The 19,135-nt window shown below is 42.2% G+C and carries 17 protein-coding genes and 1 pseudogene; 16 read left to right on the forward strand and 2 right to left on the reverse strand.

What is annotated here, in order from left to right; translation table 11 throughout:
• Positions 1-34: 34 nt before the first annotated feature.
• The gene (locus G603_RS0112170; RefSeq protein ID WP_026670392.1) at positions 35-808 is read right to left on the reverse strand and encodes an HD domain-containing protein; all 774 of its coding nucleotides are present in this window, start codon (positions 806-808) and stop codon (positions 35-37) included.
• 166 nt (positions 809-974) lie between these two features.
• Between G603_RS0112170 and G603_RS23070 the strand changes: the two genes are divergently transcribed.
• The 16 genes from G603_RS23070 to G603_RS20245 all read left to right on the forward strand — a co-directional run bounded on the left by G603_RS23070 (position 975) and on the right by G603_RS20245 (position 18,731).
• Positions 975-1,829 (forward strand): patatin-like phospholipase family protein, encoded by an 855-nt coding sequence (locus G603_RS23070; protein WP_026670393.1) that lies wholly within the window; start codon positions 975-977, stop codon positions 1,827-1,829.
• Between the two features lie 62 nt (positions 1,830-1,891).
• Positions 1,892-2,464 carry a rhomboid family intramembrane serine protease gene (locus tag G603_RS0112180; RefSeq protein ID WP_026670394.1) on the forward strand — a complete coding sequence of 191 codons (573 nt, stop codon included), beginning with the start codon at positions 1,892-1,894 and terminating at the stop codon, positions 2,462-2,464.
• Positions 2,465-2,531: 67 nt separating this feature from the next.
• On the forward strand, positions 2,532-3,317 hold the full coding sequence (locus G603_RS0112185) for a histidine phosphatase family protein (RefSeq protein ID WP_026670395.1): 786 nt from the start codon (positions 2,532-2,534) through the stop codon (positions 3,315-3,317).
• Between the two features lie 64 nt (positions 3,318-3,381).
• A complete protein-coding gene (locus G603_RS0112190; protein WP_026670396.1) occupies positions 3,382-3,669 on the forward strand; it encodes a Nif11-like leader peptide family natural product precursor in 288 nt (95 codons plus the stop codon).
• 3 nt (positions 3,670-3,672) lie between these two features.
• Positions 3,673-4,761 carry a metallophosphoesterase gene (locus G603_RS0112195; RefSeq protein ID WP_026670397.1) on the forward strand — a complete coding sequence of 363 codons (1,089 nt, stop codon included), beginning with the start codon at positions 3,673-3,675 and terminating at the stop codon, positions 4,759-4,761.
• A 31-nt stretch (positions 4,762-4,792) separates the two neighbouring features.
• Positions 4,793-5,368, forward strand: coding sequence for a xanthine phosphoribosyltransferase (locus G603_RS0112200; RefSeq protein WP_026670398.1), 576 nt, complete (start codon positions 4,793-4,795; stop codon positions 5,366-5,368).
• Between the two features lie 15 nt (positions 5,369-5,383).
• Positions 5,384-6,733, forward strand: coding sequence for an MATE family efflux transporter (locus tag G603_RS0112205; RefSeq protein WP_026670399.1), 1,350 nt, complete (start codon positions 5,384-5,386; stop codon positions 6,731-6,733).
• A gap of 64 nt (positions 6,734-6,797) precedes the next feature.
• Positions 6,798-8,081 (forward strand): DNA polymerase IV, encoded by a 1,284-nt coding sequence (gene dinB, locus G603_RS0112210; RefSeq protein WP_035793057.1) that lies wholly within the window; start codon positions 6,798-6,800, stop codon positions 8,079-8,081.
• A 151-nt stretch (positions 8,082-8,232) separates the two neighbouring features.
• Complete coding sequence (locus G603_RS21575) at positions 8,233-11,730, forward strand: EAL domain-containing protein (protein WP_026670401.1); 3,498 nt, start codon at positions 8,233-8,235, stop codon at positions 11,728-11,730.
• Positions 11,714-12,229 carry a hypothetical protein gene (locus G603_RS0112220; RefSeq protein WP_026670402.1) on the forward strand — a complete coding sequence of 172 codons (516 nt, stop codon included), beginning with the start codon at positions 11,714-11,716 and terminating at the stop codon, positions 12,227-12,229. Before G603_RS21575 ends, G603_RS0112220 begins: the two co-directional genes overlap by 17 nt.
• Positions 12,226-13,032 (forward strand): response regulator, encoded by an 807-nt coding sequence (locus G603_RS0112225; protein ID WP_026670403.1) that lies wholly within the window; start codon positions 12,226-12,228, stop codon positions 13,030-13,032. Before G603_RS0112220 ends, G603_RS0112225 begins: the two co-directional genes overlap by 4 nt.
• A 57-nt stretch (positions 13,033-13,089) precedes the next feature.
• Positions 13,090-14,118 carry a threonine aldolase family protein gene (locus tag G603_RS0112230; RefSeq protein WP_026670404.1) on the forward strand — a complete coding sequence of 343 codons (1,029 nt, stop codon included), beginning with the start codon at positions 13,090-13,092 and terminating at the stop codon, positions 14,116-14,118.
• An 805-nt stretch (positions 14,119-14,923) separates the two neighbouring features.
• Positions 14,924-15,715 carry a lysophospholipid acyltransferase family protein gene (locus tag G603_RS0112235; RefSeq protein WP_196808070.1) on the forward strand — a complete coding sequence of 264 codons (792 nt, stop codon included), beginning with the start codon at positions 14,924-14,926 and terminating at the stop codon, positions 15,713-15,715.
• Positions 15,716-15,769: 54 nt separating this feature from the next.
• Complete coding sequence (locus G603_RS0112240) at positions 15,770-17,485, forward strand: class I adenylate-forming enzyme family protein (RefSeq protein ID WP_026524929.1); 1,716 nt, start codon at positions 15,770-15,772, stop codon at positions 17,483-17,485.
• Between the two features lie 46 nt (positions 17,486-17,531).
• On the forward strand, positions 17,532-17,729 hold the full coding sequence (locus G603_RS0112245; protein WP_026670406.1) for a hypothetical protein: 198 nt from the start codon (positions 17,532-17,534) through the stop codon (positions 17,727-17,729).
• Between the two features lie 93 nt (positions 17,730-17,822).
• The gene (locus G603_RS20245; RefSeq protein ID WP_051207802.1) at positions 17,823-18,731 is read left to right on the forward strand and encodes an alpha/beta hydrolase; all 909 of its coding nucleotides are present in this window, start codon (positions 17,823-17,825) and stop codon (positions 18,729-18,731) included.
• Positions 18,732-18,920: 189 nt separating this feature from the next.
• On the opposite strand, the pseudogene G603_RS0112255 reads toward G603_RS20245, so the two are convergent.
• Positions 18,921-19,135, reverse strand: a pseudogene (locus G603_RS0112255) (IS3 family transposase); the annotation flags it as partial.

The raw sequence follows: 19,135 nt of genomic DNA on the forward strand, positions 1-19,135 counted from the left end.
ACTCTTTGAGAGTCAGGATAATTACAGATCAGGCTTAGTCCTTTGCTGCATAGAATGCTTCAAGTTCCTTGCGGGTATCTGCAAGAGCTTTAAGCATTTCCTCATTTTTAGAGGGAAAATTAAACATCTGATCAAGATAGCCCTGTTCTTTTGCAAGCTCCCAGCTGAGGGGATAAACCAGCTCGAAGGCAAGTGCTATGTGACCTATAACGTGATCTCCGGGCGTGGTCATCACATCTCTGAAAACTGCGTGGTGCTCACGAACCTGATCCATTACTGCAGGAGTTACGCCGGAATTTATCAGTTCATCGCTTGATACGTTGTAGATATCTTCCATGGGAGTTTCGATGTTTACTCTGAGGATATCCACCTTGTCGGCGTCTCTTAGGATGTTGCAGAAATCGAGAGTTTTGCCTGTTATATCCTTGCGAATTCGGAATTTATTGTGCTGACGGATCACGATTTCAAGGGTATTGTTGCAGGACATATCATCGGTAAAAAGGCTTATAAGGTTATCCTCACCAAAGAGGAGATCTGAGCCAAACTCTGCATGGTCTACGGACTGGGAATCTATAAAGGTATTGAATCTTCTTACCTGTTCGAATCTTCCGATGTCGTGAAGCATTCCGGAAAGCCATGCAAACTCTGCATCTTCATCTGACATGCCGATGGATTTCGCTATCTTCTCGCAGCTCTCTGCTACCCTGTAGGTGTGGGATATTTTAAGGGCGATCTTTGGATCCTCCGGATCGTAATTTCTTGTGTATGCAGCGAACTGTTCGCGGACTCTTTTTCTATCTATATTCATAATTTGCTCCGATTTGAATTCGTTATTTATCAATTTTTATCCTCAAAAATAATATCATAATTTAGCGCTTTCTTGGAGAAAGAGGGTGTTATAATTGATGTTTGAGGGGATTTTTGTTTATTTGTCCAGTATTTGAATGGGCTTGATTTTTATACAGGAGACTAATATGAAAACCGGAATTGTTATGGAAGGCGGAGCTATGCGCGGTATGTTTACCTGCGGCGTGCTTGACGTTTTCATGGAAAAAGGAATTACCTTTGACGGCGCTGTGGGCGTGTCTGCCGGAGCCACCTTTGGAATTAATCTTAAATCAAAACAGATCGGAAGAGCATACAGATACAACAAAAAGTATTGCAACGATAAGAGATATCACAGCATGGAATCTCTCTTAAGAACCGGTGATATTTTCAACGTGAAGTTCTGTTATTCAGAGCTCCCCTTTAAGCTTGATCTTTGGGACTATGATACCTTTGAGAGCAATCCCATGGAGTTCTACTGCGTGGCAACGGACCTTAGGACAGGCGGCCCTGTTTATCACAGGTGTGACAACGGAATGGGCAAGGATATGGAGTGGATCAGAGCATCAGCTTCCATGCCTATCGTTTCAAGACCTGTGAAAATCGACGGCGGTGTTTACTTAGATGGAGGCGCAGCGGATTCCATACCCTTAAAGTTCATGGAGGATCAGGGCTACGACAGGATTCTTGTAATCGAGACCCAGCCTGAAGACTACGTTAAGGGCAAGCAGCAGTACATGCCCCTTATAAAAATGAACCTTCGAAAATATCCCAATGCAATTAGAACTTTGGAAAACCGTCATATAATGTATAATGAGGAAAAGCGTTATATCAGGGAAAAGGAGAAACTCGGCGAAGTTCTTGTAATTCGTCCCAAGGCCCCTCTTGCAATAAAGCCTACTGAAAGTGACCCCTCTGAGATTGAGAGAGTATACAAGATTGGAAGAGAAGCAGGCGAGGAGTTTCTTAAGGAGAGTAACTGGGTTTCAGACCAGATAGAATAAGGAATTAAAAGAACTTACGCAAAGAAGATGGAATATAAATATGTTTTTCCGGAGGGAAAGTAATGAAGAAGTTTAAGATAACGTTCAATTCTCCAGTAACTTTGGGATTCATTTTTATTTGCTTTATTGTGATGGTGGTAAATTACCTGACAGTTGGACTGTCTAACCAGCTGCTTTTCATGACCTATCGCTGGTCACTTACATCACCTTTAACCTACGTGAGATTTTTCACACACGTCCTTGGACATGCGGGATGGGAGCACTTCATAGGGAATGCCACCTACATTTTGCTTCTTGGTCCAATGCTTGAAGAAAAGTACGGATCAAAGAAACTGATATTTGTCATATTGGTAACTGCGGTTGTGACAGGACTTTTCCACTTTATTCTTTTCCCTCAGGCTGCACTTTGCGGTGCCAGCGGTGTTGTTTTTGCATTTATCTTAATGACATCCTTTACCGGATTTAAGGACGGCGAGATTCCGCTTACATTCATACTTGTCACCATTGTTTTCATAGGACAGCAGGTCTATGAGGGAATCTTTTTGCAGGACGATATTTCAAACCTGACCCATATCCTTGGCGGTATTGTGGGAGCAGTGGCTGGCTACAGACTTAATAAGACTAAGAATAATTGAGCAGCTTTGCAGACCATAACGACGTTTGCCACGGCATGCTTAACTATAATGAGGAGTATATTGAAAAATGAGGCTATTATTTATCAGACACGGGGATCCCGATTACAAGATAGACGGACTTACGGAGAAGGGAAAACGCGAGGCGCAGTGCCTTGCAAAGCACATCAAGGACTGGGGAATAGATGATGTGTATGTATCCCCCTGCGGCAGAGCTCAGAGGACTGCGGAGTATTCACTTGAGGTTTTGGGAAAAGAAGCTACGACTTTAAAGTGGCTTGAAGAATTCCCTGCGCTTTTTAATCCCAACATCGCTGATGAGGAGACTAAGAAGGCTTATCCCAACGAGCTTTTTAAGAAAAAAGATTCCGATGAATATCACAGACGTATTGTTTGGGATGTAATGCCTTCTTACTACAAGGCTCATCCCGAGATTTTTGATACTCACGCGTTCATGGATTCTGACATTGTAAAATACACGGATATGCCGGAGGTATATGAGAGAGTTATTGCCGGATTTGAGGAGCTTTTGTCAGATTACGGCTATGAGCGTGACGGCAATGTATTTAAGGTTAGGGAGAGCAACGATAAGACAGTTGCATTCTTTTGCCACTTTGGACTGACTTCTGTCCTGCTGTCATATCTCTGGGGAGTATCACCCTTTGTACCCATGCAGTTCCTTGCCATGGCCCCCACTTCCGTTACAGAGATTGTGACTGAGGAGAGAGAAAAGGGAATTGCGATTTTCAGGACTTTGAAGGTTGGCGATATCACCCATCTTACTTTGGAAAATGAGCAGCCCTCTTTTTCAGCAAGATTCTGCGAACGTTTTGAAAACGAAGATGAGAGACACTAAGAGGCTGTTTCCGGCAGCTTAATAGCTGCCACTACACATAAAAATACAAGGGAGGCGACAGGTTATGGAGATTACCGAAAAATTGGAAGAACTGTTAAATAAGGCAAGAGATGACAAGGCATTAAAGGAAAAGCTCCTTGGAACAAGAGCTTCAGAGAATCCAATAGCAGATTTTTGCTCTATTGCTACAGAAAACGGATTTTCCATGTCTGTCATGGATATTGTAAACCAGGGTGAGGAGTTCTACGCTGAGATAAAGAGAAGTACTAACGGTGGCGGCGAGAATTCACCTGACCTGGATTTTCAGAATGATGAGTATTCGATTTTTATGATGAGGCTTAGGGACCTGTAATTTATGATCTGGTTAGTTGGATTTATTGTTGTTGCTATACTTTGCATCATTGGCTTTGGCTATATGGTAAAGGCGGTGGGCAGGTTTGGAATTTTTAAGAGCATTCAGAATAAGTGGCTAAGAAGGCTGGTACTTATTTTTATAAATGCAGCGGGCTTTGCTCTGCCATGTTATTTTATGGGACTTGTAAATGCCTTTGCCATTTATCTGCATGTGCTCGTATTTACCATGCTCTTTGGATTTATCTTTGGGATAATCCGGAAAAAGAGGGACAGGGAATTTAAGTACTACTATCAGGGATGGTGCGCCTTGGTGGTATCTGCTGTATACCTGCTTGTGGCAAATTACCTCTGCGTCCATGTGTGGCAGACTGACTATAGCCTTGAGACTGATAAGCTTTCTGAAAATGTGAAGGCTGTTTTCTTTGCGGACTCCCATATCGGGACCACCTTTGACGGTGAGGGCTTTGCAAGGGAAATAGAGAAAATAAAGGAAAAGAACCCGGATATCGTTCTGATTCCTGGAGATTTTGTGGACAGCGATACCAAAAAAGAGGATATGGTCCTGGCCTGTGAGGCGCTTGGCTCTGTTGATGCAAAATACGGAGTCTGGTACGCCTTTGGCAATCACGATAAGAGCAGCTACGGACCAAGAGATTTTACTGCAGATGATCTTGTAAGTGAACTTTCTAAAAACGGGGTCCATGTCATGGAGGATCAGGTGGAGTATACCGGTGATCTGTGCATCGTAGGAAGAGCGGATGCCATCACCTCAGACAGGAAAGAACTTTATGAGCTTCTTGATGGAGCTGATACCTCCAAATATATTATCGTAATGGATCATGAACCTACGGATTATGATAACGAATCAAAAACAACTGCAGACCTTGTGATCTCAGGTCACACCCATGGCGGACAGCTTATACCCATAACATATTGGGGAGTATGGATGGGAATAAATGACAGAACCTATGGGTATGAGAGACGCGGCGATGTGGATTTCATTGTGACTTCGGGAATATCCGATTGGGCAGTGGATTTTAAGACCGGCACAAAGTCTGAGTATGTTATGATGGATATAGGGAAACATTAATGGCGTTTTTATAGCAGAAAGCGAGGTACTCATGAAAATCCTGGAAGAGAAGATACTTGAAGAGGGGCGAGTATATCCGGGGAATATACTCAAGGTTGACAGTTTCCTTAATCACCAGATAGATGTTGGTCTTCTGGATGTACTTGGGGAAGCCATTTATGAAAAGTACAAGGATAAGAAGATTACCAAAATACTTACCATTGAGGCATCGGGAATTGCGGTAGCATGCTCCGTTGCGAAGCATTTTAATGTGCCGGTTATTTTTGCAAAGAAGTCAAAGAGCCTTAATCTGGGAGATGATGTGTATGTTTCCAGAATAAGTTCCTATACCTATGGCAAGGAGTACGACGCAGTAGTTTCAAGAGATTTTCTTGGCAATGATGATAAAGTCATAATCGTTGATGACTTTATTGCTATAGGCAATGCCATGAAGGGGCTCATTGAGATCTGCGTTCAGGCAGGCGCCAAGATAGAAGGTATCGGTATCTGTATCGAGAAGGGCTATCAGCATGGCGGAGATGATGTCAGACAGATGGGCTATGATGTGACATCCCTTGCGATAATTGATGACATGAAGGAAGATGGAACAATTATTTTCAGAGAGTGAGTTGGTAGCATTTTTATGGCTAAAAATAAAAATTTTGACATGCTAAATGGCAGTCTTTTGGATAAGATTGTAATGTTCGCGCTGCCACTGGCAGTTTCAAGCATCTCTCAGCAGCTTTTTAACGCTGCTGATCTTGCTGTTGTGGGAAGATTTGCTTCACCGGAAGCTATGGCTGCGGTGGGAAGTAATGGTTCCGTAATAGGTCTGATAATCAGCTTTTTCATAGGACTGTCTGTTGGTGCCAATGCGCTTATAGCCATGCAGATAGGCGGCGGTCACAAGAATGAGATAAACGATACGGTTCACACTGTAATTACTCTGTCTCTTATCGCGGGATTTGCCCTTATTCTGATTGGATTTTTCATTTCAAAACCCATACTGATACTGATGGCTGCACCGGAAAATGTATTGGAGCTTGCAATACTGTATCTTAGGATATACTTTTTTGCCATGCCCGCAATTATGGTCTACAACTATGGTTCTGCTGTCCTTAGAAGTAAGGGGGATTCTGCAAGACCGCTGTATGCCATGCTTATTGCAGGTGTCATAAACATTCTTTTAAATCTTTTGTTTGTAATAGGCTTTCATCTGCATGTTATAGGTGTTGCTCTGGCAACGGTGCTGTCCAATATGTTTGGTGCAGGATACATTCTTTTTATCCTGATGAACGAGGAGGAAGCCTTCAGACTCAGCTTTAAAAAGCTTAAGATCAGGAAAAAATATCTTGTTCGCATGATGCAGATAGGACTTCCTGCAGGACTTCAGGGAGCAGTGTTTTCACTTTCCAATGTGGTCATCCAGTCAGCGGTCAACAGCTTTGGCTCTAATGCCATTGCAGGTTCTACGGCAGCTGCCAATTTTGATTTTATATCCTACTGCGCCATGAGCTCTTTCGTTCAGGCGGGAGTTACCTTCACAAGTCAGAACTATGGTGCCCGCAAATTCGACAGATGTAAAAAGGTATTCAGGATATGTATGGGATGCGGCGTAGGCATATCTGCGGTTGTGGTATTTGTACTGGTGACTTTCCGTTATCAGATGATAAGCCTCTTTACCACAGAGCCTGCAGTTATAGATTTTGCAATGATCAGAATTATGAATGCGTTTATTCTGCATTTCCTTATAGGCTCCTATGAGATAAGCGGTGGCTGCCTGCGCGGTATGAACCATTCGCTTTCTCCTGCGCTGATATCCATCTTTGGAACCTGCGTATTCAGACTTATCTATGTGTTTACATATATTCCAAAGCACCATGATTTTGGAACCTTGTTCAGAGTTTATCCAATCTCATGGGCCATCACGGGAGTGATCACTTTGACGGTCTACTTCATCGTAAGGTCAAAAGAATTCAGATCAGGTACTTGAAAAATAGAACATACATTCGTATAATATAGCCATACAAGAACAACTGTTCGAGGTGGCTATTTTTATGAATGATGAGAGAATAATACTTCATTCGGATTGCAACTGCTTCTACGCGGCTGTGGAGATGCTGCATAATCCGCAGCTTCGGGATGTGCCTATGGCGGTGGGCGGAGATCCGGAGGCCAGGCACGGTATCGTGCTTACAGCCAATTATATAGCCAAGAGGCGCGGAGTTAAGACCGGCATGGCTTTGTGGGAGGCGAGACAGGCCTGCAGGGATGTGGTCTTTGTTACACCCAATTATGATGAGTACATAAGGTTTTCCAGGAAGGCCAGGAAGATATACGGTGATTACACTGATCTGGTGGAACCCTACGGACTTGATGAATCCTGGATAGATATAACAGATTCTAAGTCCATGCTTTCTACATCCACAGGAATGACTGTTGCCAGAGAGATATCGGACCGCATCAAGACAGAACTTGGAATCACTGTATCAATAGGCGTTTCCTGGAATAAGATATTTGCGAAGTTTGGCTCTGACTATAAGAAACCGGATGCTATAACTCAGATTTCCAGGGAGAATTATAAGGACATTCTCTGGACAGCTCCCGCATCGGATCTTCTGTATGTGGGGAGGCGCACAACTGCCAAGCTTAAGAAGTACGGGATTATTACCATAGGTGATATAGCCAGAGCAGACCCTGAGTTTTTGCATCAGATTTTTGGGAAAATAGGATATGTGCTTTCAACCTTTGCAAGAGGCGAGGATCAGACCCCGGTTGCGGCAGCAGATGACTATGCACCGGTTAAAAGTGTGGGCAACAGCACCACTACCCCAAGAGATCTTGTAAATGATGATGATGTGAGAATGGTCATATATCTGCTGTCTGAAAGCGTGGCCGCAAGGCTTAAGGAGAATCATTTCATCGGGGATGTTATAGGTATAAGTATTAGGGATAACGGGCTTTACAGCTTTACAAGACAGCACAGGGTCCACATACCTACCAATATTTCCGAGGAGATAGCAGGCTATGCCTGGCAGCTTTTTAAGGCAAATTACGATTGGGAGCATCCTATTCGCAGTGTAGGGGTCAGAGTGTCCAATCTGGTGCCGGATACCATGCCTCTTCAGACCGATCTTTTCATGAGAGAGGAGGTCAGGGAGAAATACCTTAAGGCCGATCTTGCCATCGAGGATATCAGGAGGCGTTTTGGTTACGAGTCGGTTCTAAGGGGGCTTATGTATTATGACAAGGCGCTGTCCGGGCTTGATGCCAAGGCAGAGGATCACATGATCCATCCTGTGGGATATTTTCAAAATGGAGTCAATTGCTTTAAAGAATAATGTCCATTACTGCTTTTAGGTTAAAAAGTGGTAATGGACTTTTTATTTTTAGTTTATTATTTCGAAAACAAACTGTTTTACATTTGTGATAAAATGGAATATAGTTGATATTTTTGTCTAATATTATGTGATTTATCAGGAGGTATTACTCTTGGAAAAGTACAAATATAGTGACGAACAAATAGCACTGATAGAAAGCAGCTTTGTACCGTTTGCAGTGTATCAGTTTATAAATAAACATGTGATTACCATAGCTCTTTCGGCGGGCTTTTGCGAGCTTTTTGGTCTTAAGGACCGCGACGAGGCTTATGAGATTATGGACAATGACATGTATAGGGATACTCATCCTGATGATGTGGCATCCATAAGTGATGCTGCCTACCGCTTTGCTACAGAGGACGTACCCTATGATGTGATTTACAGATCCAAAGTGGATGAGGAGTACAGGATCATTCACGCTTATGGTAAGCATATTTTCAAGGATAATGGCGTAAGACTGGCTTTTATATGGTATACGGATCAGGGCGCCTATACCCCTAATATGGGTAGCGACGTACAGGGGCTCACAGCTATGCTCAGCAAAATCCTTGAAGAGAGAAGCAGATTAAATAATATCAGCTATGATTACCTGACAGGACTTCCCACCATGACGCTCTTTTTTGAGCTTGCGGGAGATGGATGTGAGGAGTTAAGGAAGGAAGGAATTAAGCCGGCGGTCCTTTTTACGGACTTCAACGGCATGAAAAACTATAACCGTAAATACGGAATGGCAGAGGGCGACGTTCTTCTTGTTGCCTTTGCAAAACTTCTAAGCAGCTATTTTGGCAGCAGCAGGTGCAGCCGATTTAGTTCTGATCATTTTTGCATCTATACGGATCCCGATGGCTTGGAACAGAAGCTGGAAGAACTTATTGAAAAGAGTAAGCTCTTAAATGGCGGTAAAAGTATGCCCATCAGAATCGGAGTCTATTCTTATGATGATGAGAAGACCAGCATCAGTGCTGCCTGTGACAGGGCCAAGATCGCCTGTGATTTCCATAAGAAAAATTATGAATCCCACATTTATCATTTTGATGATGAAATGATGCGTCAGATAGAGCACAGACAGTATGTGGTTGAGAATCTTGACAGAGCCATAGAGCAGGGATGGATAAAGGTTTATTATCAGCCTATCATCAGAACCGCAAATGGACGAGTTTGCGACGAAGAAGCTCTTGTAAGGTGGGAGGATCCGGAGAGAGGCGTTCTTACCCCTGATACTTTTATCCCATATCTTGAAGAAGCAAACAGCATATATAAACTGGACCTTTGCGTTGTTGATATGGTCCTTAAGAAGATGAAGGAGCAGGGAGAGACAGGTCTGTATATTGTCCCTAATTCTGTCAATCTGTCCATTTCTGATTTTTACACATGCGATATCGTTGAAGAGATCAGAAGACGCGTGGATGAATCCGGTCTTACCAGGGATAAGCTGGTTATTGAGATTACAGAGACAGTTCTGCTGGATGATGTTGATTACATGGCAGATAGGATCAGTGAGTTTAAGAGGCTTGGGTTTAGCGTTTGGATGGATGATTATGGCAGTGGATATTCATCGCCTGTAATCCTTCAGAAGATACCTTTTGACCTACTCAAACTGGACATGCTTTTTATTCAGCAGATAGGTGAAAGAGAAAGCGTTAAGATCATACTCACTGAGCTTGTCAGAATGGCTATGGCTCTGGGTGTTGAGACTATAGCAGAAGGCGTTGAAACCGAGGTTCAGGCAGAATTCCTAAAGGAGATAGGCTGTACCAAGTTGCAGGGATATTATTACTGTGAAGCTCATTCTCTTGCAGGAATCATTGAGAGAAATAAAAAGGGTATTCAGATTGGATTTGAGAATCCTTCTGAGACAGATTATTATGTCCAGCTTGGAAAAGTAAATCTCTATGATTTGTCAGTTTCAAGAAAAGATGACGATACGCTTAAGGATTATTTTGATACCTGGCCTATGTGCCTTGTGGAATATCTTGATGGAAAGCTGTATTTAACAAGATGCAACGGGACTTTCAGAGAATTTATGGCGAGAAATTTCCCGGCCAGTATAGATAGTACAGAGGTCCAGGTGGCGGATTTTGAAGGTAAGCCCGGAGCATATTCCCTTAATGCTGCTGTGCAGTGTGCAAAAGATGGTGGAAGACTTATCATAGATGACAGGACCAAGGATGGTAAGACACTGCAGATGTTCCTTAGAAGAGTGGCAGTTAATCCTGTTACCGGAGCTGCAGCTGTAAATGTTGCAATTTTATCTGTCTCAGATAGCCCCGATGATGACACCACCCTCACCTACAACTATGTGGCAAGAGCGCTGTCAGAGGATTATATTCACCTGTATTTTGTAAATATGGATAACGGAGATTATACAGAGTACAGCCCGGATGGGGTGAACCGGGATATGAATGTCTCAACTCGTGGTCATGATTTCTTTGGACTTACAGCAAGTGTGGCAAAGAATAATGTATATCAGGAAGACGCAGAAGAGTTTGTTAAGAGCTTCACCCCGGAGAAGGTGGAAAAAAGCCTTAAGGAAAACGGCATTTTCACATTGACCTACAGGGTAATGATGGACGGAGAGCCTGTCTATGTAAGTATGAAGGTTGTTAAGGTCAGAAATAAGGGCAACAATATTATCATAGGAATCAATAATGTGGATGCCCAGATGAAGCATGAAGAGGCCCTTGAAAAGATGAGGGAGGAGCAGATTACCTATTCAAGGATCATTGCTCTTTCCGGAGATTATATGGCTCTTTATACGGTCAATCCTGAAACGGATGAGTATACAAAATACACCTCCAGCAATTATTTTGAACATATTGGAACCGGCAAAGAGGGTGAACATTTTTATGATGACACCGCGGAAACAGCCCTAAGCGTTATTTATCCTGATGATCTTGATTATTTCCTCAAAATGTTCAAGAAGGAAAAAGTCATGTCTCAGATAAAGAATAAAGGCATGTTTACTCTTAACTACAGGCTTGTGATAAATGGAAAGCCGATTTATGCCATGCTGAAAGCCACCATGGTGCATGAGGATGGTGTGGACAGTGTAATAATTGGTGTTGTTAATATTGATGAGGAAGTACGAAGAGAACAGGCGTATGAATCAAACCTCATGGAAGCCAAGGAAAAGGCCAATTATGATGAGCTTACGGGCGTAAAGAATAAGCATGCTTATGCTGAGATGGAGGCAAAGCTAAACAGAAAGATCAAGGCAGGTAAAAAACCGGAGTTTGCAATTGCAGTATTCGATATAAACGGACTTAAACAGGTAAATGATACTCTTGGACACCAGGCCGGAGACCAGTTCATCAAGGATGGATGCGATGGGATCTGTCAGATATTCAAGCACAGTCCTGTTTTCAGGCTTGGCGGTGATGAGTTTGCTATTGTTGTTCAGGGTACTGACTATGACAACGTGGAGATTCTCATGGAGAGCGTTGCCCAGAGTAACAGAATAAATAAGTTTGAAAGAAAAGTTGTCATTGCGGCAGGTATGTCCAGATTCGATGATGATGAGAATGTGGCTGCGGTATTTGCAAGGGCAGACAAGAACATGTACGAGAATAAGAGCGCTCTGAAAGGAGAGAGAAATGGCTTCAATAGCTAAGGACATAGATGTCAGGGAGTTCTACAACGCTATCGTAAATTTTGATGAAAGCGAAGAGGCTCAGGAATTTTATTACAAGGTAATGGATACTCCCACAGGAAGAAAGAATAAAAGTGGCAGCGATGAAACAGTAAGAGACAGAGTACTTAAGGCTTACGCTATGCTTTTTTGTGAGGAGGCAGGGCTTGAGCCGGGAGAAAAAGCCGGAGTTGATGAGGTTGCAGATACTGCAGACAGACTCTACATCGGAGGCGCAGGCTATGACCCGGAGCACTGGTACAGGATGAAGTATCATTTTCCTGTCATAGATGATGACAATTATGATAGATTTGCCGCTCTTGTGCTGGCAGATATGAACTCCGGTCCTTTGCATGATGCTGCTCTTAATGACGGAGATACTCTTGTGGTAGGGGAGGCGGATCCGCTTCACATGACAGCGCAGCAGCGTCAGAATCAGAAGGTTAAGTCCATAACCTTGCCTACGGGAGGTGCACAGTGAATATTTTGGCAGTTGACAGTAACGAGGCATCTCTAAAGAAAATGAAAACCATTCTCGGAAAGGTAAAGCCCGATGCTACCTGCTACTTTTTTGACAGTCCTCTTTCCGCTCTTGCCAAGGCCAGAGAAGAGGAAATGGACGTGGCATTTCTGGATGTGAATATGCCTGAACTTTCAGGGATAGATCTTGGAAAATATCTTTCTGAACTAAATCCTTACATAAATCTTATTTATGTTTCCGATGAGACAGAGCATGCTTATGATGCTATGAAGCTTCATGCCAGCGGCTATATCAAAAAGCCCGGCACCGGAGCGGAGTTTCAGAAGGAACTGGAGTATATGCGCTATCCTGAGATGCGCAAAAAGTTCAAGAGGGTTTTTGCGCAGACCTTTGGAAACTTCGAGCTTTTTGTGGACGGAGAGCCTGTGGATTTTAAATATAAGAGGACCAAGGAAATCGTGGCTCTTCTTATAGCCAATAAGGGGGCGCAGACCACTAATGGTGAGATTATCGCCAACCTTTGGGAGGATGACGGCGACCCTGAAAAAAAGTTGTCTTATCTTTGTAACTTAAGACAGGATCTTCAAAACACATTTAAGAAGCTGAAGCTTGATGGTATAATCCTTAAACAACGTGGCAGTATGGCCATCGCCAAAGACAGAATAGAATGCGATTATTATGACTGGCTTGAAAACAAGGATAAGTCCAAGTATAAATACGCCGGCGAATTCCTGAGTCAGTACAGCTGGTCGGAATTCTATATGGCAGAGCTTGATGAATACAGCTATGACGAGGATTGGTGATGGGCTGTGCACAAATGTCACAGGCAGAATAGTATAGACAAGAAGAGAGGACATTTTATGATTTCATTTGAGAGCGATTATATCTGTGGAGCTCACCCGCTTGTTTTGAAGGCACTTACGGAGACTAATATGGAGTGCTTATCCGGTTATGGAAGTGATAAGTACTGCGACAGTGCAAAGGAAAAGATAAAAAAGGCAGTAGGAATACCGGAGGCAGAAGTTGAGTTTTTGGTTGGCGGAACGCAGACTAACTCAGTTATTATTTCTACCATGCTGTCAGACTATGAGGGCGTAATAGCTGCAAAAACGGGGCATATAAGTTCCCACGAAGCAGGAGCCATCGAGTACACAGGACACGAAGTTTTAGAGATTCCTCAGAAAAACGGAAAGATAGAAGGATCGGTACTTAAGGATTATCTTGCAGGATATTTTGCTGACGAGAATCATGAGCACATGACCAGGCCCGGAATGGTATATATTTCTCATCCCACAGAGTATGGAACACTGTATTCCAAGGCAGAGCTCAGTGAGATTTCTGAAGTCTGCAGAGAGTATGAGATCCCTCTTTTCCTTGACGGAGCAAGACTTGGATACGGACTTATGAGCAATTCCACTGATGTTTCTTTGCAGGATATAGCAAAACTTTGCGATGTTTTCTATATCGGAGGCACCAAGGTTGGCGCACTTTGCGGAGAGGCAGTGGTTTTCACAAAGGGTAATAAGCCCAAGCACTTTTTGACTTCCATCAAAAGGCGCGGCGCTCTTCTTGCAAAGGGACGACTTTTAGGTGTTCAGTTCGATGCACTTTTTACAGATGATCTGTATTTTAAGATTAGTAAGCATGCCATAGATATGGCTGAAAAGCTAAAGGACATTTGCAGAGCCCATGAACTTTCGATGTTTTTAGAGTCGCCTACAAACCAGCAGTTTGTAGTTTTTGAAGACGAGAAGCTTAAGAAATTACAGGAGAAGGTAGCCGTAAGCTTTTGGGAAAAGCCTGATAAAAACCACACAGTTGTAAGACTTGCAACAAGCTGGTCCACAACAGATGAGGATCTGGCTGAGCTGGACAAGGCGTTATCATAATCAAACTTTTTGAGGGTTTGCCAAGCGTTTTGAGGGTCTGACTTTGAGGGTCAGGTCCTTTTTGTATGGGAGTTTTTGAGGGTTAGGTTTGAGGGTTCTTTGATCTGGCAGACAGAGTTGGGAGCGGGTTTGGTTTCAGGTTATCTGAGAAAAGCGAATCTATTAGAAAGGCTGAAGGGGAAGGCATGCTAAAACCTTGCCCATTCTGTGGAAGCAATGTTCATGTTGAGTACTATTCCGCAATAAGCGACAGAAACAGGACAGGTATTCCTCCAGAAGGTTCATACCAGGTAAAAATCTTTAGTGATTTGTATGAGTATGAGAAGGATATCCTCCGTATAAAATGCCACAATGAAATTTGCCTGTGTCGGAACCTGGCGACCAAATGCAGCTCTTTAAATAAGTTGATAGATTTGTGGAACACTAGATGTGAGCAATCGTTGAATATCCAATTGAAATCATTAAATGTTTAAGCTATATTTTATTATGGAGTTTATAGAAATTTCATACGAATAATCGTTTGTAAACATAATGAAAAACGAGTGGATATAGAATTTGACAAGTGTGTGGAGGAGACAGGGGAACTGACTAGGTATCCATCAATTGATAAGCCATCCGTAGGAGTAGCGACAAAAACATGAGTGCATTAAAAGACCTTAGATCATTCATTTATATGTTATCTCTGCCAAAACCAGATTATGAGATATTCTGCCGCGAAAAGCGATTGGAACGCTACCATACCTATGGAGGATATGTCGAACATCTGCAACTACATTCGTTTGTGCATCATATACTGGTGCAACTTATGAGAGCAGAGATGAGGCTGACAGGTCGACGACTGCATGTAGTCAGAGATGACAGAAAAAAGACATCTCGTCCTATTATTTTCTGTCCTACTCATATAGGTGGTGTGGATATTGAAATGTCTTTTCTTGCAATAAAGAGTCCATGCTGGATTGTGCTTGGAGATCCACATGAGCTGTATAAGGACATCAATGGTATGATGCTCAGAATGAATGGCTGGATACCACTTGATGTGATGCATAAGGAAGACAGAAGAGCCGCTAAAGCCCAGATGATCGCTCTGCTTAAAAAAGGCGGGAATCTGCTGCTGTTTCCAGAAGGTGTCCAGAATATCAGTGCCAATGCACTTGTTGGATATTTGTATGCAGGGGCTGTTGAACTGGCAATTACTTGTGACGCAGAAATTGTACCGATGGCAATATGCAGGAATGGTGATGACTACTATATTGCCCTGGGAGAGAATATAAGCTACGAAGGTCATACGATCGAAGATAGATTTGCTCTTACAGGTGAACTTAGAAACAGTATGGCTTCGTTGAAATGGAATCTTATTGAGCGGTTTCCGAAGCTATCACGTAGAGATATTTCAGAGTCAGCATATGACGATTTCATAAGCAGTATTCTTTCATTGAATGCGGAATACTCACTTACTGTAGAAGATATACAGGAAGAAGCGTTTCACCCAAAAGATATAACAGATCCATCTGATGCGTTTTCTCACCAGAATTTGCTTGTTCCTAATTTGAACAATGCGTTTTTGTTTGACAAAAGAGCTTTTGGCTCTAACAGTTAAGATCAAAATCTAATTGAGTTTCTGTAAGTATAAATGTTTAGGAGGAGAAAGACAATGCTTGACAGACAGACAGGGTATCCGTCTATAGATAAGCCTTGGCTGAAATATTACTCGGAAGAGCAGATAAATGCCGAATTACCTAAATACAAGATAATTGACTATATTGAAGCACAGAATAAGGATTATTCTGATTCAACAGCATTTAACTATTACGGCAGAAAAATCACATATGGTCAATTCTTTGATTATACAAAACAGGTGGCAAAGAGCTTCACAAAACTGGGAGTTTCTGAAAAGGATATAGTTGCCATAATTGCGGTCAGTATTCCTGAAGTTATATATTCGTTCTATGGTTTAAATCGTATAGGTGCAATTTCGAATATGATTGATCCTAGGACAAGTGCTGAAGGGATAAAAGAGTATCTCTTAGAAACAAAAACGACGGTAGTTGTTGTTCTTGATATTGCCTATCAAAAAATAGTTAAGGCTATAGAGGGAACACAGGTAAAAACAATCGTTGTTGTATCGCCATCGGATTCTCTTCCAACCGGAATGAAGATTCTTTACAGATTAACCAAAGGAAAAACTAAGGTTAATTCTGATCATATGATGTGGAATAAGTTTATTGAAATTGGGAAAGATCAGGATTGTAAGGATACCCCTTATCGTGAAAAAGAATGCTGTGTAATAGTTCATACAGGAGGTACTACCGGATTTCCTAAAGGTGTTATGTTATCAAACGATAACCTTAACCAGTCTGCATTTCAGTTAATTAATAGCGAATTCAATTTAAATCGTGGAGATGTATGGGCGGATATTATGCCACCTTTTATCGCTTATGGCATAGGCAATGGATTACATATGCCTTTAATAAAGGGAATGGAAGTAGTTTTGATACCTGCATTTGATCCTAAGAAATATGATGAACTCATGATCAAATATAATCCAACTCATATAGTTGGGGTTCCGTCGCATTATGAAAATATCATTAGCAGTAAAAAAATGAATAAAAAGGATATTTCATATCTTGTTTCGCCGGTCGTTGGTGGTGACTCAATGAAGCCCGAACTAGAGAAGAAAGTAAACACATTTATTAAGTCTCACAATGGTCAAAACAATGTCATGAAGGGTTATGGAATGACGGAAGTTTCTGCAGCTGTCAGTGCATGTATGTCAGATAGAATAAATAAGATAGGCAGTGTCGGAATTCCTTTTGCACATACTATCATATCAGTCTTTGATCCGGAGACGGGCAAAGAATTAAAGTATGGTGAAATAGGTGAGGTCTGCATGACGGGACCTAATACGATGGTGGGATATTATGAAAACGATAAGGAAACGGATCAAATGCTAAGAATTCATACGGATGGACTTGTTTGGGTACATTCCGGTGACATAGGATACATGGATAAAGATGGCTTCTTGTTTATTGAAGGAAGGATAAAAAGAATCATTGTTCGACATGATGGATTTAAAGTGTTTCCAAGCTATATCGAGGATGTAGTTATTAAAAGCGATAAGGTAAAGGAATGCTGTGCGGTAGGAGCGCCTGATCATAATCATGCCCAAGGTATGGTGCCGATACTTTTTGCTGTTTTATCCGGCAAAGGTCAGCATGATAAAGAGCAAACAATAAATGAATTGGTTGAATTATGCGAAACGGAGTTGCCCGAATATGCTCAACCGGGGAAAATACAAATTGTAGACAAATTACCTCTTACCCCAATAGGAAAAATCGATTATAGGTCACTTGAAAAAGAAGCTATATAAATGGTAGGTGATTTTCTCAACGTATGGAGGAAGGTATAAACGCCTCATGAAGAGACCAGATGGTCATCAGGTGTCACCGATACCGATTGAAAATGCTATAAATCACGATGAGATGGTAAAAGATTGCGTCGTGGTTGGCATAAAGAAAAGTAAGTTATTACAGGGAGTTATACCGACAGCTTTTCTTGTTCCGACGGAGGGAATAAGCCTTGGTGCAAAATCGGTAGAGGATACGAATTTGTAAAGATATAAAACGGTCTGACAAATGGATAGGCGGATAGAAAATTTTTAAATAGATGGAATAATGCTTACATATTGCTACATGAGGTAAATCATAATGAGTTTATTCGAGAATGCGATAATCGAGATCACAAAGCGAAAGCTCAGTAAAGCTTTGGATCTTGATAATGTTATTGAAATGTCGGCCGACGGATTAAAGGAACACAGGGACATCCCGTATACTAACCGGTCAGGCAAAGAACTTCTGATGGATATATTTGAGCCAATAGTCGCACCGGGGACAGAACTGCCGGTTATTATCAATATTCATGGTGGTGGGTTGATTGACGGCAACAAAAACTTATCCACAGGGTTCTGCCGTCAGATAGCAAAAAGGGGGTATCTGGTATGCTCGCTTGAGTATCGTCTTATACCGAATGTTCGTGTGTATGAGCAGTTTGATGATGTCTGTGCCGGGATGGATTGTGTGGGCAGGAAACTTGTGGAGTTCGATGTTGATTTTACAAGGATATATCTGGTGGCAGAAAGTGCGGGGGCATATCTTGCAACATATGTAGCAGCTATGAAGAAATCAAAGGCATTACAGGATGCCATAGGATATGAGCCGACACGCATGAGTATCAAGGCCATGGGTCTTATAAGTGGGATGTTTTATACAACAAGAAAAGATGATTTGGGACGATTCCTTTCCCGTTCGTTTTATGGAAAAGATGCTCGAAGTCTTGCAATGGCTCAGTATACGAATCCTGAACATCCGGAGATCATATACAATATTCCGCCGTGTTATCTCATTACGAGTAAGGCAGATATGCTTGAACGGTACACTCTGGATTTTGCCGGAGAGCTTGGCAATAAAGGCGTGGAACACTTCCTTCGTCACATGGGAAGCGACCCTAAACTGATCCATGCATATCCTGTATTACGCCCGGATCTGACGGAAAGCGAGAGAGTTATCGATGAGATAATAGGATGGTTCCGACAACATGAAAATGCCTTGGGACATTAGTATTACAACTTTTTATTGATATATATTAAGGTATGCTCTTGGGCTGGCAGGATAGTTCAACAAGCAGATATATAAAGTGTACCCTTTGTCAAGGACAAATTTAAAAGCATAAAAGCATAGTTATTTGTCTCTTGGAAGATGACCATTGTCATCAATGGATGAGTAAGTGATAAGAGGGTATTTACCAGTTATACAGTACTCATAGTATTCGTTAGGTGACAGCTTAGATAGTTGCCATTGGCCACGATCATTGTTGTAGTAATCCATGTAGTCATCGATGATGGTTTTGGCATCGTTAAAGGATTCGGCAAGGGCTATCTTATCCATGATCTCATCTTTCATGTGACCGAAGAAGCTTTCCTGAGGAGCATTGTCCCAGCAGTTACCACGACGGGACATGGATT

The organism is Butyrivibrio sp. AE3006 (assembly GCF_000424165.1).
Classification (GTDB): domain Bacteria; phylum Bacillota; class Clostridia; order Lachnospirales; family Lachnospiraceae; genus Butyrivibrio.

Coding starts and splice junctions, on each gene's coding strand:
- G603_RS0112170 (WP_026670392.1), bottom strand. CDS start 808: ATGAATATAGATAGAAAAAGAGTCCGCGAACAGTTCGCTGCATACACA.
- G603_RS23070 (WP_026670393.1), top strand. CDS start 975: ATGAAAACCGGAATTGTTATGGAAGGCGGAGCTATGCGCGGTATGTTT.
- G603_RS0112180 (WP_026670394.1), top strand. CDS start 1,892: ATGAAGAAGTTTAAGATAACGTTCAATTCTCCAGTAACTTTGGGATTC.
- G603_RS0112185 (WP_026670395.1), top strand. CDS start 2,532: ATGAGGCTATTATTTATCAGACACGGGGATCCCGATTACAAGATAGAC.
- G603_RS0112190 (WP_026670396.1), top strand. CDS start 3,382: ATGGAGATTACCGAAAAATTGGAAGAACTGTTAAATAAGGCAAGAGAT.
- G603_RS0112195 (WP_026670397.1), top strand. CDS start 3,673: ATGATCTGGTTAGTTGGATTTATTGTTGTTGCTATACTTTGCATCATT.
- G603_RS0112200 (WP_026670398.1), top strand. CDS start 4,793: ATGAAAATCCTGGAAGAGAAGATACTTGAAGAGGGGCGAGTATATCCG.
- G603_RS0112205 (WP_026670399.1), top strand. CDS start 5,384: ATGGCTAAAAATAAAAATTTTGACATGCTAAATGGCAGTCTTTTGGAT.
- dinB (WP_035793057.1), top strand. CDS start 6,798: ATGAATGATGAGAGAATAATACTTCATTCGGATTGCAACTGCTTCTAC.
- G603_RS0112220 (WP_026670402.1), top strand. CDS start 11,714: ATGGCTTCAATAGCTAAGGACATAGATGTCAGGGAGTTCTACAACGCT.
- G603_RS0112230 (WP_026670404.1), top strand. CDS start 13,090: ATGATTTCATTTGAGAGCGATTATATCTGTGGAGCTCACCCGCTTGTT.
- G603_RS0112235 (WP_196808070.1), top strand. CDS start 14,924: ATGAGAGCAGAGATGAGGCTGACAGGTCGACGACTGCATGTAGTCAGA.
- G603_RS0112240 (WP_026524929.1), top strand. CDS start 15,770: ATGCTTGACAGACAGACAGGGTATCCGTCTATAGATAAGCCTTGGCTG.
- G603_RS0112245 (WP_026670406.1), top strand. CDS start 17,532: ATGAAGAGACCAGATGGTCATCAGGTGTCACCGATACCGATTGAAAAT.
- G603_RS20245 (WP_051207802.1), top strand. CDS start 17,823: ATGAGTTTATTCGAGAATGCGATAATCGAGATCACAAAGCGAAAGCTC.